We start from the raw sequence: 24,392 nt of genomic DNA on the forward strand, positions 1-24,392 counted from the left end.
CCGGCATGCAGGGATTCCAATCGGCGAAGACGTTGCCTGTTCTTGGGCTCATCCTGGCGGTCCCGGGTCTCGGCGGGTGTAATACCTACGGGCCGACTTCCGGAGGGACGGGTACGACCCTCGCCGCCAAGCCGGTTGCCGTCACCGACGAGGAGCGCGACTGCCTCGGCCGCGCCATGTACTTCGAGTCGAACCGCAGCGATTCCGAGGGCCTGCTCGCGGTCGGAACGGTGGTGATGAACCGGCTCGAGGCGGCGGCTTTCCCGAATGGCGGCATCTGCTCGGTGGTCGGCCAGCCCCGGCAGTTCGCTCCCGGCGTGCTGACGAAGAAGATGGACGAGCGGAGCCTGCAGAAGGTCGCCGAGGTGACCGACGCGGTGCTGGACGGCAAGCGCCACCCCAAGGTCGGCCGGGCGATGTACTTCCACACCGCCGGTCTGCGCTTCCCCTACAACAACATGCACTACGTGGCGGTGGCCGGCGGCAACGCCTTCTACGAGAAGCGCAAGCCCGGCGCCGTGGCGCAGGCCGCCCCTCCGACCGCCCTGGCCTTCGCCGCCGCCGAGCCGCCCGCGACGCCGGTGGCGACCTCCCCGACCCTGGTCGTACCGCCGGCCGTCGCCCCCTCGACCGCCGCCAGCCCTGCGCTGTCCGCGAGCCCTGCTGGAGCACCCAATCCTGCCGAGGCCATGCGTTCTGCTGGAGCCATGAATTCTGCTGGAGCCACGAGTTCTGCCGAAGCCATGAGTTCTGCCGCCGTTGCCGGTCCTGCGTCGGCGAGCCCAGAGGCCGGCGCCAAGACCGGGCACACGACTGCCGCGTCCAAGACCGCCAACTCCAAGACCGCCAACTCCAAAACGGCCGCCTCCAAGGACACCCCGTCCAGGACGCCCGAGCCCAAGGCCGTCGCGAAGGCACATGGCGCGCGAAACCGACTCGCCCTGACCCCGGCCGCCCTGGCGCCCGAGCCACCTCCGCCGACGGTTCTCAACTTGCCCCGGCCGTGATCGGGGTCTCGCCCGCCCGAGGACGCATGGCGGAGTCGACCGGAGCCTGACCCCGCGCCGGTTCCGGCGCGACCGTGCCGCTTTCGGTCGCGGGGATCGGAGGGGCCGTGCACCCTATCTGAGATCGGGCCTCTTCCTCTCCGCAGGCCCATCCCAGCAGGTCCCGATGAACATGCTTCAGCCGGTCGCCAACCTCGCAACGGCGTGCACGCGCGCGGTTGTCCGTGCGCTCACTCGGGGCTTCGATGCACTGACAGGCTTGGTCGGACGCCTGAACGATCGCGTCGAAGCGCATCTGCGCGATCGGACACCGCTGCTCAGGGCCTATTACGCGCGTCCGGCCCATCGGCTGGCCGCGCCGCTGCCCGACCTCGGCGGGCCGATCGACTTGGCGCTGCGGGGTGGCATTCGCGAGACTGGTCCGGGCCGAACGACGGAAGCCTCGGCGCCGTAATCCTCTGCCGTGACCTCGGCCCGGTGCCGCGACGGGGGCCAACGCTTTCGCGCAGCCCGGTCGACGCTTCGTCCGGATGCCCGGGAACCCGCCCGGCGCGGCCCCCCGGACTTGGAAGCCCCGGTCGGCGCGTTCCCTAGACCGTCACCTGCGTTCCCACCTCGACCACGCGGCCGGTGGGGATCTGGAAGAAGTCCGTGGCGTCGTTGGCGTTCTTGGCCAGCGTGATGAAAATCCGGTCCTGCCACAGGGGCATGCCCGAATGGGCGGCCGGCCGGATCGAGCGGCGGGACAGGAAGAACGACGTCGCCATGATGTCGAACTTGAAGCCCTGCTTGCGCAGCAGCGTCAGGGTCCGGGGGATGTTCGGCGTCTCCATGTAGCCGAACTTCATCACCACCTTGTGGAAGTGCGGGCCGATCGGCTCGATGTGGATGCGGTCGGATTCGGCGGCGCGGGGCGTGTCCACGGTCTCCACGGTGAGCACCACGTTCTTCTCGTGCAGCACCTTGTTGTGCTTCAGGTTGTGCAGCAGGGCAGCCGGGGCGATGTAGGGGTCGCTGGTGAGGAACACCGCGGTGCCGCGCACGTGATGCGGCGGGCTCTTCTCCAGCATGCTGACGAGTTCGGTCAGCGGCACGTCGGTCTTGCGCGTCTTGTTGATCAGGATGCCGACGCCGCGCACCCAGGTCCACATCATGACCATCAGGGCGCCGGCGAACAGCAGGGGCACGTAGCCGCCCTCGAACACCTTCAGCATGTTCGACAGCAGGAACAGGAACTCCACCGCCGCGAAGGGCAGGATCGCGAGGCCGGCGGCCCAGGGCGACCATTTCCAGGTCTTCCACAGCACCAGGAAGGCGAGGCTCGCCGTGATCAGCATCGTGCCCGTCACGGCGATGCCGTAGGCGGAGGCCAGGGCCGCCGAGGAGCGGAATAGGATCGCCAGGATCACCACGCCGACCATCAGCAGCGCGTTGATCTGCGGCAGGTAGATCTGGCCCGAATGCGATTCGGAGGTGTGGCGGATCTCCAGGCGCGGCAGCAGGCCGAGCTGGATCGCCTGGCGCGACAGCGAGAAGGCGCCGGTGATCACGGCCTGGCTCGCCGTGACGGTGGCGGCGGTGGCGAGCAGCACCATCGGCAGCAGGCCCCATTCGGGCACCAGCTGGAAGAACGGATCGGTGGTGTCGGGCTTCGACAGCACCAGGGCGGCCTGACCGAAATAATTCAGCACAAGGCAGGGGCCGACGAGGCCGAGCCAGGCGATCTGGATCGGGCGGCGCCCGAAATGGCCGAGATCGGCGAACAGGGCCTCGGCTCCCGTCACGGCCAGGAACACCGCGCCGAGCGCCACCAGGGCGCCGGTGCCGTGTCCAAGGAGATAATGCACCGCGTAATACGGGTTGAGGGCCCAGAACACGTCGGTGTTCGCCAGGATGTGGGGCACGGCGGCGAGCGCCATCGCGGCGAACCACACCACCATCACGGGGCCGAAGAACGAGGCCACCTTGCTGGTGCCGCGCACCTGGATGAGGAACAGCGGCACGATGATCGCGATCGTGATCGGCAGCACGTAGGAATCGAAGGCCGGGGTGACGAGCTTCAGGCCCTCCACCGCCGAAAGCACCGAGATCGCCGGCGTGATGATGGCGTCGCCGTAGAACAGCGAGGCGCCGAGCAGGCCGAACATGAACACCACGCGGGAGCCGCCGAGCGCGCTGCGGGCCAAAGCCATCAGCGAGAGGATGCCGCCCTCGCCGTTGTTGTCCATCCGCAGCAGGATGACGACGTACTTGATGGTGACGATGAGGACGAGCGCCCACAGGATCAGCGAGGCGACGCCCAGCACCTCCTCGCGCAGGAGGATGCCGTCGGCCCGCGCCGAGACCAGGGCCTCGCGGAAAGCGTAGAGCGGGCTGGTCCCGATGTCGCCGTAGACCACCCCGACGGACCCGAGGACCAGCGTCCACAGGCCCGCCGGGCCGTGGGCCCGTGCGGTCTCGGGCGAGGCCTCACCGGCAGGAGAAGGCCCGGCGGCAGGAGAAGGCCCGGCGGCCGGAGGTGCTCCGGCGCCATCGGGTTTGGCGGCGGGCGCGCTCGAAGGGGCGGTTTGCGTCATTCGGCTCGATCGAGGCTCATGGCGAGCCCAACGTCCCGCGGCGCGGGTTGGGTCGCGCGCGGGAACGCCGGGGCCGGCCCGACGGGGTCGGGCGGCGGGGGACGGTCGCGTTCACGCTATCATGCGGCGCAGTACGCGAGAACGGCAACCTGGGACCGGTTGCCGTTCGTCGGAGTTCGGTCCGGACAGTGTCCGGGGATCTTTGCGCGTCCGGCCGCTACTCGGCGGCGGTGCGAGCCCCGTTGCCGAAGCGCCGCTCGATGTAATCGGTCACCACGGTCTCGAAATCCTTGGCCAGGGTCGGCCCGCGCAGGGTCATGGCCTTCTTGCCGTCGATGAAGACCGGCGCCGTCGGGGTCTCGCCGGTGCCCGGCAGGGAGATGCCGATATCGGCGTGCTTCGATTCGCCGGGGCCGTTGACGATGCAGCCCATCACCGCGACGTTGAGACCCTCGACGCCCGGATAGGCCTTCTTCCATTCCGGCATCGAGGTGACGATCCAGTTCTGGATGTCGCGGGCGAGCTCCTGGAACGTGGTCGAGGTGGTGCGGCCGCAGCCCGGGCAGGCGGCGACGAGGGGCACGAAGGTGCGGAAGCCCATGGTCTGCAGCAATTCCTGCGCGGCCTTGACCTCCACCGTGCGGTCACCGCCCGGCTCGGGGGTGAGCGAGTAGCGGATGGTGTCGCCGATGCCTTCCTGCAGCAGCACGCCGATGGCGGCGGACGCCGCCACCAGGCCCTTCGAGCCCATGCCGGCCTCGGTCAGGCCGAGGTGGATGGCGAAGTCCGAGCGGCGCGCCACCTCGCGGTAGACCGCGATCAGGTCCTGCACCGCCGAGACCTTGGCCGACAGAATGATCTTGTCCTGCGGCAGGCCGAGTTCCACCGCACGCTCGGCCGAGCCGAGGGCCGACTGCACCATGGCCTCGCGCATCACCGCGCGGGCGTCGATCGGCCGGGGCGAGCGGGCATTCTCGTCCATCAGATGGGTGAGCAGCGCCTCGTCGAGGGAGCCCCAATTGGCGCCGATGCGCACGGTCTTGTTGTAGCGGATCGCCTGCTCGATGATGGTGGAGAACTGCGTGTCCTTCTTCTCCTTGAAGCCGACATTGCCCGGGTTGATCCGGTACTTGGCCAGCGCCTCGGCGCAGGCCGGATGGTCGGACAGGAGCTTGTGGCCGATATAGTGGAAGTCGCCCACCAGCGGCACGTGCACGCCGATGCGGTCGAGGCGCTCGCGGATCTTCGGCACGGCGGCGGCGGCCTCGTCGCGATCGACGGTGATGCGCACGAGTTCCGAGCCGGCCCGGGCGAGCTGGGCCACCTGGGCCACGGTGCCGTCGATGTCGGCGGTGTCGGTGTTGGTCATCGACTGGACGACGATCGGCGCGCCGCCGCCCACCGTCACGGCGCCCTCGCCGGCCCCGATGGTGACGCCGACCGTGCGGTGCCGGGGGCTCGGTCCTGCGATCTCGGGGCCGGTGCCGCTGATCGGGTTGGCGGGGGTGGCGTCCATGATGTCCATCGTTGACTGTGCGCTCCGAGGAACGTCCGCCGGCGACCGGAGGCCGTCGACCGGGCCGGGCCGGGCGGCGGCCCGATGCCGCTGACAATACGCCCTCGATCGTTTAGCTGAGATGACGGCGGGCGGGCGTCAAGTCCGCTGCGTCACCCGAAGACCGGACGGCGCAGCGAACGCGCTGATCGTATTCGGCTTCTCCCATGTCCCATCCCGGCCGCGATGTCGAGGTTCGGGGCCGGTGTCGGGCAGCAGGCCTGCGCGCCGGACAGGGAACCGCCGCGTGTTCCGACGTGTTTGTGGCCTTGCGGCATCATATATTGCGGTGCAACATTCACGTCTGGAGTTCGCCATGCTCGATCCGCACCAGGAGCCGTCGATCGATTCGCTTCCCGATGTTCCGGTCGCGTGCGATCTGCCGATGCAGCCGGCCGTCGCCACCCGGGTGATGGCGGGGCCGCGCGCGGAGAAGACGGTGGCGCTGGCGCTGCAGGGCGGCGGGGCGCATGGGGCCTTCACCTGGGGCGTGCTCGACGCGCTGATCGAGGATGGGCGGCTCGGCTTCGAGGCGATCACGGGGGCCAGCGCCGGGGCCATGAACGCGGTCGTGATGGTCGACGGCTGGCTCGAGGACGGGCCGGACGGCGCCCGCCGCGCCCTGGAGCGGTTCTGGCGCGAGGTCAGCCTCGACGGCGACCTGTGGCCGGCCCAGCGCCGCGCCTTCAGCGGCCTGTTCGAGTTCTGGTCGAACAACCCCGTCGCCGAATTCTGGACCCGGGTGCTGAAGACCAGCCCCTACACGTCGAACCCGCTCAACTACAATCCGCTGCGCAAGGTCCTGGCCGCCCAGGTCGATTTCGAGCGTCTGCGCGCGGCCGAGACCGCGGCCGTGTTCGTGTCGGCCACCAACGTGTGGACCGGCAAACTCGCGGTGTTCGAGCGCGCGTCGCTCAACGTCGACCATCTCATGGCCTCCGCCTGCCTGCCCACGGTGTTCCAGGCGGTGGAGATCGACGGCGTCCCGTACTGGGATGGCGGCTACCTCGGCAATCCGCCGCTCTATCCCCTCTATCGCGGCGCCGAGACCCGCGACATCGTCCTGGTGCAGATCAACCCGGTGGAGCGCCGCGAGACCCCGCGCACCCCGCAGGAGATCCAGGACCGCCTCAACGAGATCACCTTCAACGCCAACCTGATGCGCGAATTGCGGGCCATCGACTTCGTCGACCACCTGATCGCCGAGGGCGTGCTCGGGCGGGGCGAGTACCAGTCGCAATACGTCCACCGCATCGACGGCACCGGCGCCCTCGACGAGTACCAGGCCTCCTCGCGCCTCGATGCCCGCTGGCGGGTGTTCGAGCGCCTGCGCGACAAGGGCCGGGGCGCGGCCCAGGCCTGGATCGCCGAGAACTACGAGCAGATCGGCCGGACCTGCACCCTCGACCTCGAGGCGACCTATCGCTGAGGCCCTGAGGCTGAGGCGCCTTGCGCCTCGGGCGTGAGGATTTCGTCCCGCCCTGGCACGCCGGGCAGGATTAAAACGGACTTCGCGCGCGTTATCCCTTCATGACGACCGAACCGAACCGGCCCGGCCCGACCGCCATCGTCGATCTGCTCGTTCCGCTCAGGCGCTACGCCCGCGCCCTGACGCGCGACACCCTGCGGGCCGACGACCTCGTGCACGATGCCCTGGTGCGCGCCCTCGAATCGGGGCAGGCGGCCCGGCCGAACACCAATCTGCGGACCTGGATGATGACGGTCCTGCACAACGTCTTCATCGACGACCAGCGCCGGAAGCGCGTCGAGGCCCGCCACGCCGACACGCTGGTCCAGATGAGCGAGGACATGGCGCCCCCGGCGCAGGAGGCGCAGGTCCGCCTCGCCCAGATCCGCCGCGCCTTCCTCACCCTGCCGGAAGAGCAGCGCGCCGCCCTCCACCTGGTCACCCTGGAAGGCATGGCCTATGCCGACGCGGCGGCCGTCCTCGGGATTCCGATCGGAACGCTGATGTCGCGCCTCGGCCGGGGCCGCGCCGCCCTGCGGGCCTTCGAGGAGGGCGAGCGCCAGACCAGCGGGGTCGCCGAGCGGCGCCAGCGCTTGGCCGCCGAGCGTCCGCGCCTCCGCCTCGTTGCGCAGGACGACGCGGACGAGACCGATTTTCGCCGGACCGGCCGGGCCATCGGCGACACCTGACCTTCGAAGCGAATCGGGAGGAGCGGCCAGACGGTGCCGTGTCCGCCCCCAGCGTGGCCGGGACGTCTTGTCCAGGGACGCGCCCCCTGTATCTGACCGGAGTCGACGCCATGAACCAGACCGCGATGATCGATCCGATTACCGACGACGACCTCACCGCCTTCGTCGACGGACAGCTCGACGGATTGCGCCGCCTCGACGTGGAGGCGCATCTGGCGCGCAATCCCGAGACCGCGGCGCAAATCATGGCCGAGCTGCATGACCGCGACGCCCTGCGGCAGGCCTTCTCCGTCCAGCCCGGCCCGGGCCCCGAGCGGAACCGGGCAGCCGCGCGCCGCCTCGACCGGTCCCTGGCGTGGCGCCGGTTCGGCGACCGCCTGCGCCGGGCGGCCGTGATCGCGCTCCTGGTCGGCACCGGCTGGCTCGCCCATTCCGATGGCCCCTTCCTCGGCGTGCCGGATACCTTTGCCTCCCCGGTCGATCCGGCCCTGATGGCCGATGCGCGCCACGCCCGCGAGGCGGCGCAGGTGCGGGCCCGGATCGCCGCGCAGCGGGTCGATCAGGCCCCGGCCTACGATCGCGCCGGCATCGCGGCCGCCACCGGCATCGCCCTGCCGGACCTGCCCGCCGGCTGGACCGTGCGCGACGTGCAGATCGTGCCTGCCCGCAACGGAACCGGCGTCGAGGTGATGATCGACGCGGGCGCCCTCGGCGAGGTTTCCCTGTTCGCCACCCGCGGTTCCGACCGCGGCGTCGCCCCGAGCGAGATCACCAGCCCGGGTGACGGCGAGACCGCCTACTGGACCGCCGGCCACTCGGCCTATGCGCTCAGCGGCGGCCACGATCATGCCGGCCTGGAGAGCGCGGCCCGCAGCCTCGCGGATCGCACCGCCACCAAGCTCTGAACCCGGGGCGGTCACCCAAGACGATCCGTCAGCCAAGACGATCCGTGGAGGCCGGCACCGGAGGCCGGCCGATCGCCCCGGGGTTTCGTCGCGGGCGCGGGACCCCACCAGCCTTCGAGACAGCCCGCCGACACGGTCCCGGGGATCGGCCTTGGCCGCCGCCGCGCCGATGTCGCCGCACGGCGAGATTGTTCAGGAAACAGGGCGCGGTTCGGTCGACGTTCAGGTCAGGAATGCCACATGCCCGTTGTCTGGGAACCCTATAGGCCCGTGGCACTTGCTGTGTTCTGACCTCCGACCCGAGATGCCGATGGCCCGCCTGTCTCTTCTCCTGACATTTGCCGCGGCCATGCCTGCGGCCATGCTCGCCACGCTGCCGGTGGGCGTTCTGGCCCAGACCGCACCGGGTCAGCCTGCTCCTCCTCAGACCTCTCCTGTCCCCACTTCTCCCGCCACCACTGCTCCTGCGCCGAACAAGCCGGCCGAGGCTGCCCAGAAGCCCAACTCGGCCCCGGCCGTTTCCGCCGCTCCCCTGACGCCGGGCAAGCCCGCGCGGGCGCCCTACCTGTCGGATGCGCAGGCCCCCGACACCGTGGCGATCCTCGGCGCCCCGCCCCGGGGGCAGTCGGCGGCCGAGGCGGCCGACAAGGCCGCCTTCGTCGCCACCCGCGCCCTCAAGGGCACCCCACGCTGGGCCCTCGCCACCACGGATGTGGCCGATGGGGCCTCCGCGATCCTCGACGATTTCGCCTGCGTGATCGGCCAGCGCATCGAGCAGTCGCGCGCCCCGGCCCTCATGACCCTGATGGAGCGTGCGCGCCTCGACATCGCCCACGCCACCCGGGCGCCGAAGCTGCATTACCGCCGGCTGCGCCCCTTCGTCGGCAACGATGCCGAGATCTGCGTGGTCCGCACCTCCGAGCTGGGCAACGCCTTCAGCTTCCCGTCCAGCCACGCGACGCAATCCTGGACCTATGCGGCGATCATGGCGGCGCTGATGCCCGAGAAGGCAACGCAGTTCTTCGTCCGCGCCCGCTCGTACGGCGAGAGCCGCATCGTCTGCGGCCTGCACTGGGCCAGCGACATCGAGGCCGGCCGCACCGCCGGCAGCGCGGTCTTCGCCGCGCTCCAGGGCGATGCGACGTTCCGGGCCGATCTCGAGAAGGCGCGGGTGGAACTCGGCAAGCTCCTGGCCTCCGGCGGTGCCGCTCCGGATCAGGCGGTCTGCGCCCGCGAAGATGCCGCGGCGCGCGAGCCCATCCTGTAGTCCGCGATTCCATCCTGTAGGGCAAAAACCCAGGTCCGGACCTTTCCGACTGGCTTGCGGCGGGCGTGCGATCTCGGCGATCCCACCGTGTCGGGCGTCGACTCACCCTCGATAGGTTCTGTCGTAAACGCCGAAGGGCCCGGCCGGTTTTCCGGGCGGGCCCTTCGAGTTTTCCCGTGAAACGTTAACCACGTTCGATCAGGCTTGGCCCCCGTCCCGCTTGAGGGGGCGGCCTGCCGGCGAGCTGGAGGTCGTGGTCGAAGACGGGCCGCGTCGCCGCCGCCGGGCCAGCATGTTCAATCCCTCCACGCCGGCCGAGAACGCCATGGCGGTGTAGATGTAGCCCTTGGGCACATGGGCGCCGAAGCCTTCCGCGATCAGCGTCATGCCGATCATGATGAGGAAGCCCAGGGCCAGCATCACCACGGTCGGGTTGGCGGCGATGAAGCGCGACAGCGGATCGGCGGCCAGCAGCATCACCGTCACGGCGGCGAGCACGGCCACCACCATGATGGGAACATGCTCGGTCATGCCCACCGCGGTGATGATGCTGTCGATGGAGAACACCAGGTCGAGGACCAGGATCTGTCCGATGGCTGCCGTGAAGCCGATGGCGGCCTTGCCCCCGAGGGTGTCATGCCCCTCCGGCTCCGGATCGACGGTGTGGTGGATCTCCTTGGTGGCCTTCCACAGCAAGAACAGGCCGCCCGCGATGAGGATGAGATCCCGCCAGGAGAAGCCCTTGCCGAAGACCTCGAAGACCGGCTGCGTCAGGGCGACGATGTACGCGATGGTGGCGAGCAGGCCGAGGCGCAGGATGAGGGCGAGGCCGATGCCGATGCGCCGCGCCTTCTGCTGATGCTCGGGCGGCAGCTTGTTGGTGAGGATCGAGATGAAGATGAGGTTGTCGATGCCGAGCACGATCTCCATCACCACCAGGGTGGCGAGGGCCGCCCAGGCGGTGGGATCGTTGGCGAGTTGAAGCAGGCTGTCCACGTTGGCCTCGTCGAGTCGGTCGGGCATGGCCGCGGATCGGTTCGCGGCGCGGAATACCCCGGGAGAGGGGAGGGGCCGGCTCGGCCCCCGGAAGATTTCGAGAAGGGGCCATCGGCCCCGGGACGCCCTCCGCAGGTCTGCGCGATCAGGCCGGGAGGTCGGCGTGGTCCGCCGGCACGCCGGGTCGCTCGGCCGGCGCCGGGCTGAAGATCCGCACCGCCCTCGGCACGACCTTGAAATGGGCCGGCGTGTAGGTCGACAATTCGCCGTCGGTGTTCACCGGGCGCGGCTTCTTGGTCTTGACCACGATCTCGGTGGTGCTGAAGGCCCGCACGTCGGCCGCCTTGCCCTGGGTGCCCTTGCGCAGGGCCGGCAGCAGCATCAGCAGCCGCCACCAATGGGCGACCTCGAGGCTGTAGAAGTCGAGCTTGCCGTCATCGACGGTGGCCGTCTCCTCCACGGTCATGCCGCCGCCGTAGTGCCGGCCGTTGCCGACCGAGACCTGGATGGTGCGTACCGTCTCGGTCTGGCCGTCATGCTCGATATAGACCGTGAAGGGCCGCATCCGCCGCAGCACGCGGATCGCCGCGATGCCGTAGCCGAGGGTGCCCCAGGTCTTCTTCGATTCGGCCGTGAGGTCGCCGGCGAGATCCGCCGAGAAGCCGATGCTGGCGACGTTGAAGTAGTAATGCCCGTTGACGCAGCCGAGATCGGCGGGCCGCGCCTCCGCCTCCGTGATCAGGCGGGCCGCCTCGACGGGATCGACCGGCAGTCCGAGCGAGCGGGCGAGATCGTTGGCGGTGCCGAGGGGCAGGATGCCGAGGGGCAGGCCCGTCTCCACCAGGGCGGGAGCGGCCGCGTTGAGGGTGCCGTCGCCGCCGCCCAGGATGACGAGGTCGCAGCCGGCGGCGTGACGCTTGATCACCGCGGAGCAATCGGCGTCGCCCGGCGGCTCGTAGGGCTCGATTCCCCCGGCACGCAGCACGTCGCGCACCGCGTCCAGGGAGAAGCCGCCGTTGCGGGCCTTCGGGTTGACGAGAAGAAGCGCCTTGCGGGACGGCGCGCTCATCGGAGCGCTCCCATCCGGCGCGACTGGGCTCGGCCCGGCAAGGTTCGGCCCGGCTCAGGATCGTGGGGAAGACCGGGACCTTGAAGACAACGATGAACCATGAGGTCTGAAACCCTCCGGTGCGTTCGCGCCGCGTCAGCGCAAAAGCATGGAAGGGTCCGACATCACGGTCAACGCCTCGACCGCCAGAGGGGCCCGGACCCGCACCACAAGTTGGGCGCAGGCTTGGCAATGACAAGAGCCCCGGGCGATCACAAGAGTCCCTGCCGTCACAAGAGCCCCCGCCATCACAAGCCCCCCATCACAAGAGCCCCGGCGATCGCCAGAGCCCGCCGATGCCGCGTGCCCCCAGGCCGATCGGACGCCGGTGCGGGCCGGTCTGGTGGAAGCGGGACCGGATCGCCGGTCGATCGATGCCCGCAATCCCCGCACCCTTCCACAGGGACTGATGGAAACGGGGGCCAACCGGCGGGATGCGGCGCCGGGTTCAGGGAAACTTAGCGGGCACACCCGACGTTTCATTTCGGTCGACCGGTCCGACACCCGCCTTTCCGAAATCCAGGCCGCGACCCCGGTGATGATGCCATGCGCCACGGTCCACGCTTCCACGGAATCGGCTTCGGCCGACGCGACGTTCCCGGACTCGATTCGGGCCGGCATGATCTTTTCGGTCGGCATGATCTTTTGGGTCGGCTCGGCCTGCTGTCGTCGGCCGTGCTGATGAGCGCTGCCTTTTCCCTCGGACCTGCCCAGGCCCAGAGCCGTCCGGGCTGGGTCGATCCGCCGGCACGCCAGCCGGCACAGGCCGAGACGCCGGTCGCAGACAAGCCTGCATCCGGGAAAGCGGGAGTCGGAACCTCCTCGGCCGGTACCTCCTCGGCCGAGACAACGACCCTCGCCGACACTCCGCCCTCGGCGCGGGCGCAGGCGGCGGCACCCGCCCGGGACGGCACCCGGTCCGAGCGGACGCCGATGGCCTCGCCGCGCCGCCGCCTCGCCGAGCCCGCGCCCGAGGGCCGGCGCGCGCCCCGGATGCGCGAGAGCCGATCCGCCTCCGATCGCCTGCACATTCGCCCGCGCCTCGCCGAGACGCCGATGGCGTCTCCGGCCATCGATTCCGAGGCCCGCTTCCCCGAATGGGCGATCGCGGCGACCCGCCTGACCGAGCGCTACCTCGACACCGTTTCGGCACCGGGTGACGCGATGGTGTCCGCCGCGCCCCGCTTCTACGCGGAGCGCGTCCGCTTCCATGGCCGCACCGTCTCGCTGGCGGCCCTGATGGCGGAGAAGCGGCGCTTCGTCCGGCGCTGGCCGGAGCGGCATTACGCGACGCAGGGCGGCACCACCCGGACCGCCTGCCACGCGGCCAGCGCCACCTGCGTCGTCCGCACCACCTTCGATTTCCGCGCCGACAATCCGGCGCGCGGCGTGCGCTCGCAGGGCGTGTCCGAACTGACCCTCACCATCAGCTTCGCCGGCGAGCGCCCGCTCATCGTCGCCGAATCGAGCCGGGTCGTGCGCCGCTATGGTGCCGGGCCGCAGAGCGCTATAGCGGGGGCTCCGCGCGGTGCCTGAAGCCGGCTCGCCGCGGGCACTGCGTCATGTCCGGAGTTGTTCGCGTCTTGGATGAACGAAATCCACCCTCGCCGGTGTCGAGCGACGCCCGACGGGATGCGACGAATCCGGACCGCGCGGCCCTGCGCGCCGGGATCGCGGCCGAGATCGCGCGCCAGGGCGTCCATCCGGTGGCCGAACGGACGCTGGCCCTGCTGGCGGAAGCGGCGCTCGTCGCGACCCCGGCGCCCCCGGGCTACCGGGTGATCGACCGGACCGGTGCCCCGCGCCACATCACCGACCCCGACGGCAATCCGGTGCCGATGGATGTCGCGGCCCTGTTCGCGGAATTCCGGGAGCGTCATCCCGCCCTGTTCCGACCCGTTCCCGAACCGGAGCCGGAGCCGGAGCCCGTCGTGGTTCCGCCCCCGGATGTCCGGGCCGCGACCGCGCGATTCGTGGCGGCGCAATCGGTGCGCGTCCGCGCCCTGGCGGATGGGGCGGCCCGGCGCGGTCGCGCCCTCGGCGCCGCGTTCGGCGGTCGGCTGGCGACGCTGCGGCGTGATCGGGCGGCGCGTTTCGCGTCGGGTGACGCGACCTCGGCGTATACCAGCGCGTCGGATTCCGAGGTCCGTGCCCCGGTCCCAGTCCCGGTCCCTACCCTTGCGCCGGGCCGGGCCGGCCTCGTCGCGGACCGGGTCCGGGACGGCGCGCGCCGCGCCGGCGGCTATGCCCGCGGCCGGATCGTCGACAACGCGTCCCGCCTGCGCGAGGTCACCCGCGACCGCAACGTCCTGCGGGACGCCCTGTCCCGCCCCGCCCTGCTGCTCGGCATCGGCGCCATCGCCCTGGTGAGCCTGGCCGCCCTGCTCGGTGGACGAATCACGGCCCCCGATACCGCGCCCTCCGACGCCCCGCCCGTCGAGGCTGGAAGCTCCGCGCAGCCTCCCTCCCAGACCTCCGCCGCGACGCCGTCGCCCAGTGCGCCGGACATGAGCCCGGCCCCGGCCGAGGAGGCCCCTCCGAAGCGGACCGCCACCAACGAGATCAGCGGTCCGGTGGAGGTCATCGACACCGCCACCCTTCGGGTCGGCGGCAAGCTGGTGCGGCTGTTCGGGGTCGAGTGGGTGCGCGGCGGACAGGCCGACGAACTCATCCGATACCTCGCCGGGCGCACCGTGACCTGCCAGCCGGTGGCCGGCAGCGAGGCCCGGCTCTGCGCGGTGGACGGGCGCGACCTTTCGGAGGTGGTGCTGTTCAACGGCGGTGGCCGCGCCTCCCCCGAGGCGACCCCCGACCTCGTGGCGGCCGAAGATCACGCCCGGGCCGAACGTCTGGGCGTCTGGGCGCGCTGACCGCGATCCCCGACGGCGTGCGACGAACCGGCTGGTTCGTTCGCCACCAGCGTTTGCTTCCGCTTGCGTCCACCGGTCCCGGCGGTCTCAATGCCGGCGGGAATCGGGGGGCTCGAAGAATGGATCTGTCTGTGGGTGTGAGCATCGCGGCGGTGGTGCTGGTGGCGCTTGTCGTCGTCACACTCGCCATCGGCATCAACATCGTGCCGCAGGGCCACGTCTATACCGTGGAGCGGTTCGGCAAATATCATCGCAGCCTGGAATCCGGGCTCGGGCTGATCGCGCCCTACGTCGAGCGCATCGGTCGGCGGGTCAACGTGATGGAGCAGGTCATCGACGTGCCGAGCCAGGAGGCCTTCACCCGCGACAATGCGGGGGTACGGATCGACGCGGTGGTCTTCTATCAGGTGCTCGATGCGGCGCGGGCCTCCTACGAGGTCTCGAATCTCGAAGTCGCCATGATGACCCTGACCATGACCAACATCCGGACGGTGGTCGGTTCGATGGACCTCGATCAGTTGCTCTCCCACCGCGACGAGATCAACGAGCGCCTGCTGCGGGTGATGGATGCGGCGGCCTCGCCCTGGGGGGTGAAGATGACCCGCATCGAGATTAAGGACATCGTGCCCCCCGCCGACCTGGCCGGCGCCATGGCCCGTCAGATGAAGGCCGAGCGCGAGAAGCGCGCCTCGGTTCTGGAAGCGGAAGGCCACCGGCAGGCGGATATCCTGCGCGCCGAGGGACGCAAGCAATCGGCGATTCTGGAGGCGGAGGGCCGCAAGGAAGCGGCGTTCCGCGATGCGGAGGCGCGTGAGCGCGGCGCCGAGGCCGAGGCGCGGGCGACGCAGCTGGTCAGCGAGGCCATCGCCAAGGGCGACATCGCGGCGGCGAACTTCCTGGTGGCCGAGAAGTACGTGGAGGCGGTGAAGGCGATCGCCACGGCCCCGAACCAGCGCGTCGTGGTGGTCCCGATCGAGGCCGCGGCCCTGGCCGGCACCCTCGGCGGCATCGCAGAAATCACCCGCAGCGTCTTCGGCGAGGGCGCCCAGGCCCGAAAGAGCACCGGCTTGCCTCCGAATGTCGGGGGAGCCGGCCGATGATCGCCGCGTTCGTGGCAGCAATCGGGCCGGCCTGGACCTGGATCCTCATCGGCCTCGTGCTGATGGGAACCGAACTCATCGCATCCGGCGTGTTCCTGCTCTGGCTCGGTCTTGCGGCCCTCGTCACGGGCCTGCAGATCCTCCTCGTGCCGTTGCCCTGGCAGGGCCAGCTCCTGCTGTTCGCCGCATTGTCGGTGGCTTTCGCCGTGGTTGCGAGCCGCCGCACCCAGGCCGGCGCGAATGCCTTGAATCAGGGCGCTCAGGGCCTCCTCGGGCGCGACTACCCGCTCGCCGCCGCCATTGTCGATGGCGAGGGACATATCCGCGTCAACGACACGCTCTGGCGCGTCGCGGGGCCCGACGCGCCCCTCGGCACACGGGTCCGGGTGACGGGGGTCGAAGGCACCCTGCTCATGGTGGTGGCTCTCCCGGCTCCCGTGTGACGCGGCTGTGCTTTGCGCCGGCTGACGGGGGCGTTCCGGCGTGTTCCGGTTTGCCTCGGGGTTGCCTTTCGTCGGCCAGCCCACTCATGAAGCTGAAGCTGGCGTCGGTCGGGCGCAAGAGCCGCGATGGCTGCCCGGCGCAGCCCGATACCTAAAGGAACCCGAGCAATGCAGAGTTTCGTCCGCGCCAAGCTGCACGGCATCAGGGTCACGGGGGCCGACCTCAACTATCACGGCTCGATCACGCTGGACGCGGATCTCTGCCGGGAGGTCGGGCTCGATCCCCTCGAGTTCGTCGAGATCTGGAATAAGATGTCGGGCGCACGGATCAGCACCTACGTCATCTACGGACCGGCCGGCTCGGGCTGCTGCATCCTCAACGGCGCGGCCGCCCGGACCTGCCAGGTCGGCGACGAAATCATCATCGCCTCCTCGACCTATGGCACCGTCGACGACGTGATGGCGCGCAAGCCGCAGGTCCTGATCTTCGGAGACGGCAACACCGTCACCGATCGCGTGATCTACGACGTCTTCCGCGACGCGGAGGGACGCATCGACATGCGGATCATCGAACCGGCACAGGACGTCTCAGCGAAGCCGCAGATCGCGCATCGTATCCGTTTCACCTGAGGGCCGCGGAGCCCGCAGCTCAGAGCCCGCGCCTCAGCGCCCCGCATAGGCAAAGTGCTCGCGCCGGCGCTCGATCGAGGAGGGAATTCGCAGGGATTCCCGGTATTTCGCCACGGTACGGCGAGCGATGTCGATGCCTTCGTCGCGGAGCTTCTGGACCAGGGCATCGTCCGACAGCACGTCGCTCGGGGCCTCGCCGTCGACGAGTTGCTTGATGCGATGGCGCACCGCCTCCGAGGAATGAGACGCGGTGCCGGCCGCGCCCGGAATCGCCGCGGTGAAGAAGTACTTCATCTCCAGCGTGCCCCGGCTGGTGCCGATCGACTTGTTGGAGGTCACCCGCGAGACGGTGGATTCGTGCATGCCGATGGCCTCGGCCACGGTCTTCAGGTTGAGCGGGCGCAGGTGCGCGACGCCGTGCAGGAAGAAGGCATCCTGCTGGCGCACGATCTCGGAGGCGACCTTGAGGATGGTGCGGGCCCGCTGCTCCAGGCTACGGGTCAGCCAGTTGGCGGTCTGAAGGCATTCCGACAGGAAGGCCTTGTCGCCCTCGGCGGCCGCTCCGCGTGAGACGCGGGCATAGTAGCTCTGGTTGACCAGGACCCGCGGCAGCGCCTCGGCATTGAGCTCCACGAGCCAGGAGCCGTCCGGCGCGGCGCGCACGAACACGTCCGGGATCAGCACCTCGACGGCGCGGGCCCCGAAGGCGCGGCCGGGCTTGGGATCGAGCCGGCGCAGCTCCGCCAGCATGTCGACGAGATCCTCGTCATCGACGCCACAGAGCCGACGAAGCGCCGCGAAATCGCGCTTGGCCACGAGGTCGAGGCGCGAGACCAGCGCTTGCATGGCGGGATCGAAACGGTCGCGGTCGCGCAGCTGGAGTGCGAGGCATTCGGCGAGATCGCGCGCAGCGATCCCCGCCGGCTCGAAGCTCTGGACGAGCTTCAGCACGCGGGCGACCCGGTCAAGCGAGGCGCCGAGGCGCTCGGCCACCGCGTCGATCGATTCGCGCAGGTATCCGGCATCGTCGACGGCGTCGATGAGAAATCCGCCGATCAGGCGGTCCATCGGATCGCGGGTGGCGAGGTCGAGCTGGGCGCCGAGATGTTCGCGAAGAGAGACCTCGGCGGTCAGCGTCGCCTCGAAGTCGGGGGCCTCCCCCTCGAAGCTTCCGCCGGTGTTGCCGTAGGGAGCCGGCGTCAGCGAGAGCATGTCGCCGGAGGCCGCTTCGCGCGCATGGCTCGGATTCTCGTCCGAGAAGACATTGTCGAGGCGGGTGTCGAGGGCACTTTCCATGTCGGCGCCGCTCGCCGTCAGCGTCGTGGCGATCCACGGCTCGTCGCCACCGTCGTAATCGCCATCCTCGCCATCTCCGGCCCGATCGACGGAGGATTCGGAAGGTGTCTCACTGGGGGGACGTTCGATCTCGGCTTCGCCCTCGGCGCGTTCGAGGAGAGGATTACGCTCCAGTTCTGCATCCACATAGGCGGCGAGATCGAGCTGGGACAGTTGGAGGAGCTTGATCGCCTGGAGAAGCTGAGGCGTCATCACCAGGGCTTGGCCCTGGCGCATTTCCAGCCGTTGCAGCAGACTCATGGTTGTGGCCCCGGAGTGAGTCGCGCCTTAGGCCAGCCGCGCACGTCGCCGTGAGCCCCGCCTCGGCACAGATCTTGCTTCCTTTTCGCAGTTCCCAGGTGTAGCGCCAACCCGAGCACACGTCAAAGCGTGCCGGGGAACATTTGCTCGCAAATTAGGCACGTCACCGAAACACCACAGGCGTCCGACGCTCAGGCGAGGGCTGAACCTCGCATTGTGCACGCTAACAAAAGCTTGTTGCGATAGGGAAAGTCGGCGTCGCGCCAGACCCGGGCCGAATTGGTCCCGCCACGCGATCGGGTGAAAAAATCTGCGGGAGATGCCGGCGGCGTCTTGTTCTGCCGGCCAATTGCGAAGGGCCCACCCGGAGCGAGGGCGTGCCTAGAGGCGAAAGTCTTCGCCGAGATAGAGGCGGCGCGCTTCGGGGTTAGCCACGATCTCTTCCGGCGTCCCCTCGGTCAGAATACGGCCGGAATGGGCAATGTAGGCCCGGTCGATCAACCCGAGGGTTTCGCGCACGTTATGGTCGGTGATCAGCACACCGATGCCGCGCTGCTTCAGGTGTTTTACCAGATCCTGGATATCGCCCACCGCAATGGGATCGATGCCCGCGAAAGGCTCGTCGAGAAGCATGAAGCTCGGTGAGGAGGCCAGCGCCCGCGCAATCTCGCAGCGCCGTCGCTCGCCCCCCGAGAGCGCGATCGACGGCGACTTGCGCAGGCGCGCGATGTCGAACTCCTCAAGCAGCGATTCGAGCTTGCGACCGCGCTCCTTGCGGTCGGGCTCGACCACTTCGAGCACGGCGCGGATATTGTCCTCCACCGTCAGGCCGCGGAAGATCGAAGCCTCCTGCGGGAGATAGCCGATGCCGAGGCGGGCGCGCTGATACATCGGCAGCCGGGTGATCGGCAGTCCATCGAGGGTGATCGTGCCGCGATCCGCCGTGACGAGACCGGTGATCATGTAGAAGATCGTGGTCTTGCCGGCGCCGTTGGGGCCAAGCAGGCCCACCGCCTCGCCGTTGCGGACGGTCAGGCCAGCCTCGTGCACGACGGTGCGGGCGCCATAGCTCTTGCGCAGCCCGCGCACGCAGAGGATGCCGGGGCCGCCCCCCTCCTCGGCAATGGCGGCGGCCTCCGCTGCACGGCGGCGCGCGCGTCCACCGAAGAGGCGACCGAACAAGGACGTCGGGCGCCGTGCGTCCGCACCTTCAGAGGAGCGCTCCGCCAGGGCGGGCGCCGGTGCTGCGGCACTCAATTCGTCTGAGCCCGGGGCTTGCCGGCGGGCTTCTCGGCGGATGCTTCCGTGGGCTTGTCAGCGGAGGCTTTATCGGCAGACGCTCTGTTAACCGGCGGCTTCGCGACGCGCCCGGCGATGGGAGCCTGCGAGCATCCTTTGCCCTTGGCGCCGTCCTCCTTCTGCGGAACCAGCAGCGCCGAAACGCGCCCGCCCGCCACAGGGTCCATGTTTGCCCGGCCGGTGGCCATGTCATAGACGAGGCGCGAACCCCGGGTGACGTTCTGGCACTGGCTCAGGATGACGTTTCCGGTGACCACGATGCGCTTGGCCTCCTGATCGAACACGGCGTTGTCGCCGGTGGCGATCTGGTCCTTCTGCACCACCGTGACCGGGCCGGCGCATTCCACGCGCTGGATGCCGTTCTCGTTCAGGCCGGCGGCGCGCTCGGCCTGGCTCGCGGTCTCGGCCGCAGCCTGTGCCGGCTCCTTCTTGTCCTTGCCGCGCTTGTAGCGCACCGTCATGCTGGAGCAGCGGATGGTGCTGTCGCCCTGGACCGCCACGACGTTGCCGGCGAAGATCGCCTTGTTCTCGCGGTCGAACACGTCGAGACGGTCCGCGTCGATCTTGATCGGCTCCTTGCCGCCGCCCCCGAGACTGCCCAGGGGAGAGGCGGTCTTCTCCTTGCGGGGAGAAGCGGGCGCCGTTTGCGCCGAGGCGCTGCTTGCGAGCATGACGGTCACGACGGACAGGGCAAGGAGGCTTGCGCGCCGGGGCAGGGCGGCTCGGGTCGCCGCAGACTGCGTCACGGACGACGCCCCCCGTCTTCCGGCTCGGCCGACGTCGTGCGGACGCGCGCCGCCCGATCGTTCAGGCGCGCGATCTGCAACGCATCGCCGGAGGCTTCGGACTTGTCCTGCTGATGCAGCACCGTGTGCACGTTGCCGACGAAGGAGATCACGTGCCCGCTGTCGATCACCTCGAGGGAATCGGCCACGATGGTGCCGCTCGGCATCGAGACCGTGACCGTGTCACTCGACTTGACGCTGCCGGCCTTGAAGTCGACGGCGGCGGTCTTCAGACGAACTTCCTCGCCCTTGTCGGTCCAGAGGCGGATATCGCGATCGAGGTTCAGCGACTCGCGCGAAGAATCGAACACGCCGGCGGCGGCTTCGAGGTGGAGGAGGCCCCCCTTGTCGTCGGTGTTGAGCTGGCCCTTCATCGCCTGAAGCTCGATCACGCTGGGCTTGCGCACATCCTGAAAGGCTGCGGTGGCAGTCACCTCGTAGCCCCGGTCACCCTTGCGGAAGCCCGACAGCCGGGGGTTCTCCATCTTCACCTTGCTGCCCGACAGGCTGACCTGACCCATCGACACGTCCGGCAGGCTGGAACCGAACGGATTGAACAGGGTGACGACCGCGAGCGCCAGAACGGCGGTTCCAGCGGCCAGGGGGATGATCCGGCGCAGGGCGAGCACATGGCTGCTGTGGCTGCGCGCACGCGCATGGGCGCGAGTCCGGCGCGCATCCGCGCGACCCTCGTTCGTCCGCCCCGTCTCGATCGCCGCGCCCACCTGCATGACATTCCCAACATCGTGCCCCGGCGGCGTCGGCACTCGCGAGGGGCGCGCCGCGGCTGGGTCGGCCGCCGGATGCCCGGGGGCGGTGGCGAAGTTATGACGGGAAGCTTGCCAAAGCATCAAGCCTCCGGCCGATCGATCGTCGGAATGAAGCCGGGTGCCACCGCGAAGATGTGCGGCGGCGCACGACCACCGTCACACGGGCACTCAGACAGGCATTCAGGTATGCGCGAAGATGTCGGCCTCGGCCCAGCCGGCCAGATCGAGGCGAGCACGGGTCGGCAGGAAGTCGAAGCAGCTTCTGGCGATCTCGGTGCGCCCCTCCCGCTCCAGCATCGCGTCGAGGCGCGACCGTGCGGCGTGCAGGTAGAGCACGTCGGACGCGGCATAATCCACTTGCGCCTGGCTGAGGGTGTCTGCCCCCCAATCGGAGGATTGCTGCTGCTTGGAGAGATCAACGCCCACGAGTTCCCGGACGACGTCCTTCAGCCCGTGTCGGTCGGTGTAGGTGCGGGCCAGCTTCGAGGCGACCTTGGTGCAGTAGACCGGCGCGGGCATGACCCCGAGACCATGGAACAGCACGGCGAGATCGAAGCGTGCGAAATGGAAGATCTTCAGGGTGGCGGGATCGGCGAGGACGCGCAGGAGCGTCTCGGCCGCCGGGCCTCCGGGAATGATCTGGACCACATCGGCGGTGCCATCGCCGCGCGAGATCTGAACCACGCACAGCCGGTCGCGATGCGGGTTGAGGCCCAGTGTTTCGGTGTCGATGGCGATGGCCGGGCCGGCGACGTAATCGGCTGGCAGGTCGCCGCGATGCAGACGGATGGCGGGATGCGGCGGCATGGCGGACGGGCTTCTGCGCTGGAATCTGTGACGGGCCAAGAACGGCGTTTTCGAGCGGTGTTTTTGCGTGTGATCTCCGGCGCCTACCACTCGCTCCCGCCCCCGACAAGGGAGGCCCACAGGGGTGAGGCAGACAAACAATCCAGGATGGGCACGCGGCGCGCGACACGAGGCGCGCCGCGCCGGCCGCTACTTCTGTTTGGCGATGACCTTGTCCTTGATGCCGTCATAGGCGTTCTGCGGGATGATCTTCTTGGACAGCAACTCATCCTTGCCGCGATAGGGACGGCCCTTGATGATGGCGGCGGAACGGGCCGCACCGATGCCCGGCAAGGCGTCGAGTTCGGCGGCGGTGGCGCTGTTGATGTCGATCAGGGCGGCCTTGTGCGCGGCAGCGGGGCTCTCGACCGTAGGCGCCTTCGGAGGGGTGGGCGCGGTCGGCGCCATCGTTTTTGGCGAGGGCGAGGGCGAGGGCGAGGTCATGGTCGGGCTCGGCGTTTGGGCCAGAGCAGGGCCGGCGGCCAAGCACGTCAGCAGAGCGAGGGTACGTAGCAGGGATGAGGACATGGACGTCTCCCGAAAGCATCGCTCTCCGCGCGATGCGGCAGCGACCCTGCTTCCGGAATAGAAGTCCCGACTTGAACCGCAGATTAAAGTTCTCGCGCGCGTTCAGGCCCGGATCGAACTCGGATCGAACTCGGATCGAACTCGGATCGAAGGGGCGACCGGGCAGAAATCCTGATCGGGTTAGGCTGTATAGCAGCTTGTCTTGGCGAACGCTTGAGAGCTTCACCGTGTGGATGTCGGTCAGGAGGTTCGGCACGCGCGGCCGCCGTCGAACCGGGGTCGGTCTCTTGCGCCGGACCGCTCTAGCCAGAAGCGGCGTCTGGCGTTATAGAGCCGCCAGCGAATCTCCGTTTGACCACGGTGCCGAGGCGGCCTTCCCCAGGAAGTCGCGCCAGCGGTGCCTTTTTTGCCGTACAGGACTCTTCCGATGGCCGTTCCGAAGCGAAAGACCTCCCCCTCGCGTCGCGGCATGCGCCGCTCCGCCGATGCCCTCAAGGCCCCGACCTACGTCACCGACAAGGATTCGGGCGAGCTGCGCCGTCCCCATCACATCGATCTGAAGACGGGCATGTACCGGGGCCGTCAGGTCCTCAAAGTGAAGTCCGCAGAGGCCTGAGCTTCGCGGGACGCCTGACGGGCGCCCGACGTACGGCGATCGATTCCGACGCTTAAAAGCCGAGACCCCTATCAGCGGGTCCGGCTTTTTTCGTTGCGCGGGCCACCTTCGGCCGTGTGCCCAATACGGGAGAACCTGTCAGGCGCGGCGTGCCGCCTCGGCGTAACGGGCTGCGGCCGAGCGCGTGCGCTCGATGCGGGAAGGGCGCAGGGTCGGCTCCGTGCTCACGATCAACTGAGCGAGGAACCCTGCCATGGGGCGGGCAGGGATGGGACGCAGGCTCAACGGGGCCGAATCGTCACGGCCGGCAATCACGAGGAGATCCCGGCGCGTAAGCGTTCCGTCGTCGGGGGGCGACTTTGATTCGGGGCGCTCCATGGCATCCATTCCCCGCGCCCGCGCGGCGCCTGGGAACAGAAATGGTCGACGTTAAGGGTTCGTCAACCTTCCCTCCGGCCGAAGCGGCGCGGAAGACTACGCGCCACGGCCGACACGGGAATCGGGAATTCGCGAAACCAGGCGTGATGGCAGGCGTGGAGGGCGTCTCCGGCGCGCCTACTTCTTGGCCAGATCCTCGAGGCGCGACTGCATCTCCGCCATCTGGCGCTTGAGGTCATCGAGATCCGTGCCGGCTCCGGCCTGCGAAATCGTGCTCGAGGACGTCGTGCTCGGAACCGGGATGTTCGCGCCGGACTTGCCGGCCGAAGAGGGGTGCGTTCCCATGCCCGAGAGCGGGCCGGTGCCGAAGGCGGTGAACATCTTCATGGCATCGCCGAAGAAGCTCATGTTGGCGCGGACCTGCTCTTCCATCGCGCTCTGGAAGGCCGTCGGCGCGAAGCTTTGGGTCATCTTCTCGCGAAGGCCCTCCTGGTCGCGAGCGAAGTTCGCCATCGAGAATTCGAGGAAGCTCGGCACCATGGTGCGCATGCTGTCGCCGTAGAAGCGGATGAGCTGGCGCAGGAAGGCGACCGGCAACAGATTGTCGTCCCCGGCCTTGTTCTCCTGCTCGAAGATGATCTGCGTCAGCACCGAACGCGTGATGTCGTCGCCGGAGCGCGCGTCGTAGACGAGAAAATCCTCGCCGTTCTGGACCATCGTCGCCAGGTCTTCGAGGGTGACGTAGGTGGACGTCCCGGTATGATAGAGGCGCCGGTTGGCGTATTTCTTGATGACGGTGTGATTGGACTTGCCGTTATCCGCCATCTCTGGGCGCCTCTCCCAACACGTTCGTGCCCACACGCGATCTTGACGAAGCGGCTGGGACCAGTGCCCGATCTCGCGGCGCACAAGTTCATCTTAAGGCGTTCGCGTGCCGACGAAAACAGCAATTTACCGCTC

Annotated in this window: 24 protein-coding genes; 12 read left to right on the forward strand and 12 right to left on the reverse strand. The window is 69.2% G+C overall.

Annotation, left to right across the window (positions count from 1 at the left end; genetic code table 11):
- Positions 1-5: 5 nt before the first annotated feature.
- Positions 6-1,007, forward strand: a complete 1,002-nt coding sequence (locus ASF60_RS17540) for a cell wall hydrolase (RefSeq protein WP_056187807.1) — start codon at positions 6-8, stop codon at positions 1,005-1,007.
- A gap of 172 nt (positions 1,008-1,179) precedes the next feature.
- A complete protein-coding gene (locus ASF60_RS17545; protein WP_056187810.1) occupies positions 1,180-1,461 on the forward strand; it encodes a hypothetical protein in 282 nt (93 codons plus the stop codon).
- A gap of 136 nt (positions 1,462-1,597) precedes the next feature.
- Here ASF60_RS17545 and ASF60_RS17550 read toward each other — a convergent pair whose 3' ends face one another.
- Both ASF60_RS17550 and ispG read right to left on the reverse strand, forming a co-directional pair.
- Positions 1,598-3,583, reverse strand: a complete 1,986-nt coding sequence (locus ASF60_RS17550) for a potassium transporter Kup (RefSeq protein WP_056187813.1) — start codon at positions 3,581-3,583, stop codon at positions 1,598-1,600.
- A gap of 217 nt (positions 3,584-3,800) precedes the next feature.
- A complete protein-coding gene (gene ispG / locus ASF60_RS17555; RefSeq protein ID WP_056187816.1) occupies positions 3,801-5,108 on the reverse strand; it encodes a flavodoxin-dependent (E)-4-hydroxy-3-methylbut-2-enyl-diphosphate synthase in 1,308 nt (435 codons plus the stop codon).
- Positions 5,109-5,454: 346 nt separating this feature from the next.
- On the opposite strand from ispG, the gene ASF60_RS17560 reads away from it, so the two are divergent.
- The 4 genes from ASF60_RS17560 to ASF60_RS17575 all read left to right on the forward strand — a co-directional run bounded on the left by ASF60_RS17560 (position 5,455) and on the right by ASF60_RS17575 (position 9,467).
- Positions 5,455-6,567: a patatin-like phospholipase family protein gene (locus ASF60_RS17560; RefSeq protein WP_056187818.1), complete on the forward strand. Its 1,113-nt coding sequence runs from the start codon at positions 5,455-5,457 to the stop codon at positions 6,565-6,567.
- A gap of 101 nt (positions 6,568-6,668) precedes the next feature.
- Positions 6,669-7,295, forward strand: a complete 627-nt coding sequence (locus ASF60_RS17565; protein ID WP_056187821.1) for a sigma-70 family RNA polymerase sigma factor — start codon at positions 6,669-6,671, stop codon at positions 7,293-7,295.
- A gap of 110 nt (positions 7,296-7,405) precedes the next feature.
- Positions 7,406-8,200: an anti-sigma factor family protein gene (locus ASF60_RS17570; RefSeq protein ID WP_244478477.1), complete on the forward strand. Its 795-nt coding sequence runs from the start codon at positions 7,406-7,408 to the stop codon at positions 8,198-8,200.
- A 310-nt stretch (positions 8,201-8,510) separates the two neighbouring features.
- Entirely contained in the window at positions 8,511-9,467 is a 957-nt protein-coding gene (locus ASF60_RS17575) for an acid phosphatase (RefSeq protein ID WP_244478478.1), read from the forward strand.
- Positions 9,468-9,665: 198 nt separating this feature from the next.
- On the opposite strand, the gene ASF60_RS17580 is transcribed toward ASF60_RS17575, so the two are convergent.
- Positions 9,666-10,463 carry a TerC family protein gene (locus ASF60_RS17580; RefSeq protein WP_056188099.1) on the reverse strand — a complete coding sequence of 266 codons (798 nt, stop codon included), beginning with the start codon at positions 10,461-10,463 and terminating at the stop codon, positions 9,666-9,668.
- 145 nt (positions 10,464-10,608) lie between these two features.
- Complete coding sequence (locus ASF60_RS17585) at positions 10,609-11,532, reverse strand: lipid kinase (RefSeq protein WP_056187824.1); 924 nt, start codon at positions 11,530-11,532, stop codon at positions 10,609-10,611.
- Positions 11,533-12,252: 720 nt separating this feature from the next.
- On the opposite strand from ASF60_RS17585, the gene ASF60_RS17590 reads away from it, so the two are divergent.
- From ASF60_RS17590 to panD, 5 genes are all read left to right on the forward strand, one after another.
- On the forward strand, positions 12,253-13,107 hold the full coding sequence (locus ASF60_RS17590) for a hypothetical protein (protein ID WP_056188102.1): 855 nt from the start codon (positions 12,253-12,255) through the stop codon (positions 13,105-13,107).
- Between the two features lie 47 nt (positions 13,108-13,154).
- Positions 13,155-14,441, forward strand: a complete 1,287-nt coding sequence (locus ASF60_RS17595) for a thermonuclease family protein (RefSeq protein WP_244478479.1) — start codon at positions 13,155-13,157, stop codon at positions 14,439-14,441.
- A 119-nt stretch (positions 14,442-14,560) separates the two neighbouring features.
- Positions 14,561-15,541: an SPFH domain-containing protein gene (locus ASF60_RS17600; protein WP_056187830.1), complete on the forward strand. Its 981-nt coding sequence runs from the start codon at positions 14,561-14,563 to the stop codon at positions 15,539-15,541.
- The gene (locus ASF60_RS17605) at positions 15,538-15,984 is read left to right on the forward strand and encodes an NfeD family protein (RefSeq protein ID WP_056187833.1); all 447 of its coding nucleotides are present in this window, start codon (positions 15,538-15,540) and stop codon (positions 15,982-15,984) included. Before ASF60_RS17600 ends, ASF60_RS17605 begins: the two co-directional genes overlap by 4 nt.
- A 168-nt stretch (positions 15,985-16,152) precedes the next feature.
- Complete coding sequence (gene panD, locus ASF60_RS17610) at positions 16,153-16,614, forward strand: aspartate 1-decarboxylase (RefSeq protein WP_056187836.1); 462 nt, start codon at positions 16,153-16,155, stop codon at positions 16,612-16,614.
- Between the two features lie 33 nt (positions 16,615-16,647).
- On the opposite strand, the gene rpoN is transcribed toward panD, so the two are convergent.
- The 6 genes from rpoN to ASF60_RS17640 form a co-directional block, all read right to left on the reverse strand.
- Entirely contained in the window at positions 16,648-18,210 is a 1,563-nt protein-coding gene (rpoN, locus tag ASF60_RS17615) for an RNA polymerase factor sigma-54 (protein ID WP_082508038.1), read from the reverse strand.
- Between the two features lie 381 nt (positions 18,211-18,591).
- Complete coding sequence (gene lptB, locus ASF60_RS17620) at positions 18,592-19,467, reverse strand: LPS export ABC transporter ATP-binding protein (protein ID WP_443136775.1); 876 nt, start codon at positions 19,465-19,467, stop codon at positions 18,592-18,594.
- Positions 19,464-20,180 (reverse strand): LptA/OstA family protein, encoded by a 717-nt coding sequence (locus ASF60_RS17625; protein WP_056188109.1) that lies wholly within the window; start codon positions 20,178-20,180, stop codon positions 19,464-19,466. The genes lptB and ASF60_RS17625 overlap by 4 nt, the downstream gene beginning before the upstream one ends.
- Positions 20,181-20,251: 71 nt before the next feature.
- Positions 20,252-21,025 (reverse strand): hypothetical protein, encoded by a 774-nt coding sequence (locus ASF60_RS17630; protein WP_056187842.1) that lies wholly within the window; start codon positions 21,023-21,025, stop codon positions 20,252-20,254.
- Between the two features lie 219 nt (positions 21,026-21,244).
- Positions 21,245-21,871: a ribonuclease D gene (locus tag ASF60_RS17635; protein WP_056187846.1), complete on the reverse strand. Its 627-nt coding sequence runs from the start codon at positions 21,869-21,871 to the stop codon at positions 21,245-21,247.
- A 189-nt stretch (positions 21,872-22,060) separates the two neighbouring features.
- Positions 22,061-22,438: a ComEA family DNA-binding protein gene (locus ASF60_RS17640; protein ID WP_056187849.1), complete on the reverse strand. Its 378-nt coding sequence runs from the start codon at positions 22,436-22,438 to the stop codon at positions 22,061-22,063.
- 427 nt (positions 22,439-22,865) lie between these two features.
- Here ASF60_RS17640 and rpmF point away from each other — a divergent pair, with 427 nt between their 5' ends.
- The gene (rpmF, locus tag ASF60_RS17645; RefSeq protein WP_056187853.1) at positions 22,866-23,054 is read left to right on the forward strand and encodes a 50S ribosomal protein L32; all 189 of its coding nucleotides are present in this window, start codon (positions 22,866-22,868) and stop codon (positions 23,052-23,054) included.
- Between the two features lie 138 nt (positions 23,055-23,192).
- On the opposite strand, the gene ASF60_RS24670 is transcribed toward rpmF, so the two are convergent.
- Both ASF60_RS24670 and phaR read right to left on the reverse strand, forming a co-directional pair.
- On the reverse strand, positions 23,193-23,339 hold the full coding sequence (locus ASF60_RS24670; RefSeq protein WP_156634229.1) for a hypothetical protein: 147 nt from the start codon (positions 23,337-23,339) through the stop codon (positions 23,193-23,195).
- Positions 23,340-23,609: 270 nt separating this feature from the next.
- Complete coding sequence (phaR, locus tag ASF60_RS17655; RefSeq protein ID WP_056187859.1) at positions 23,610-24,257, reverse strand: polyhydroxyalkanoate synthesis repressor PhaR; 648 nt, start codon at positions 24,255-24,257, stop codon at positions 23,610-23,612.
- Between the last annotated feature and the right edge of the window lie 135 nt (positions 24,258-24,392).

It is taken from the genome of Methylobacterium sp. Leaf113 (genome assembly GCF_001423325.1).
GTDB lineage: Bacteria > Pseudomonadota > Alphaproteobacteria > Rhizobiales > Beijerinckiaceae > Methylobacterium.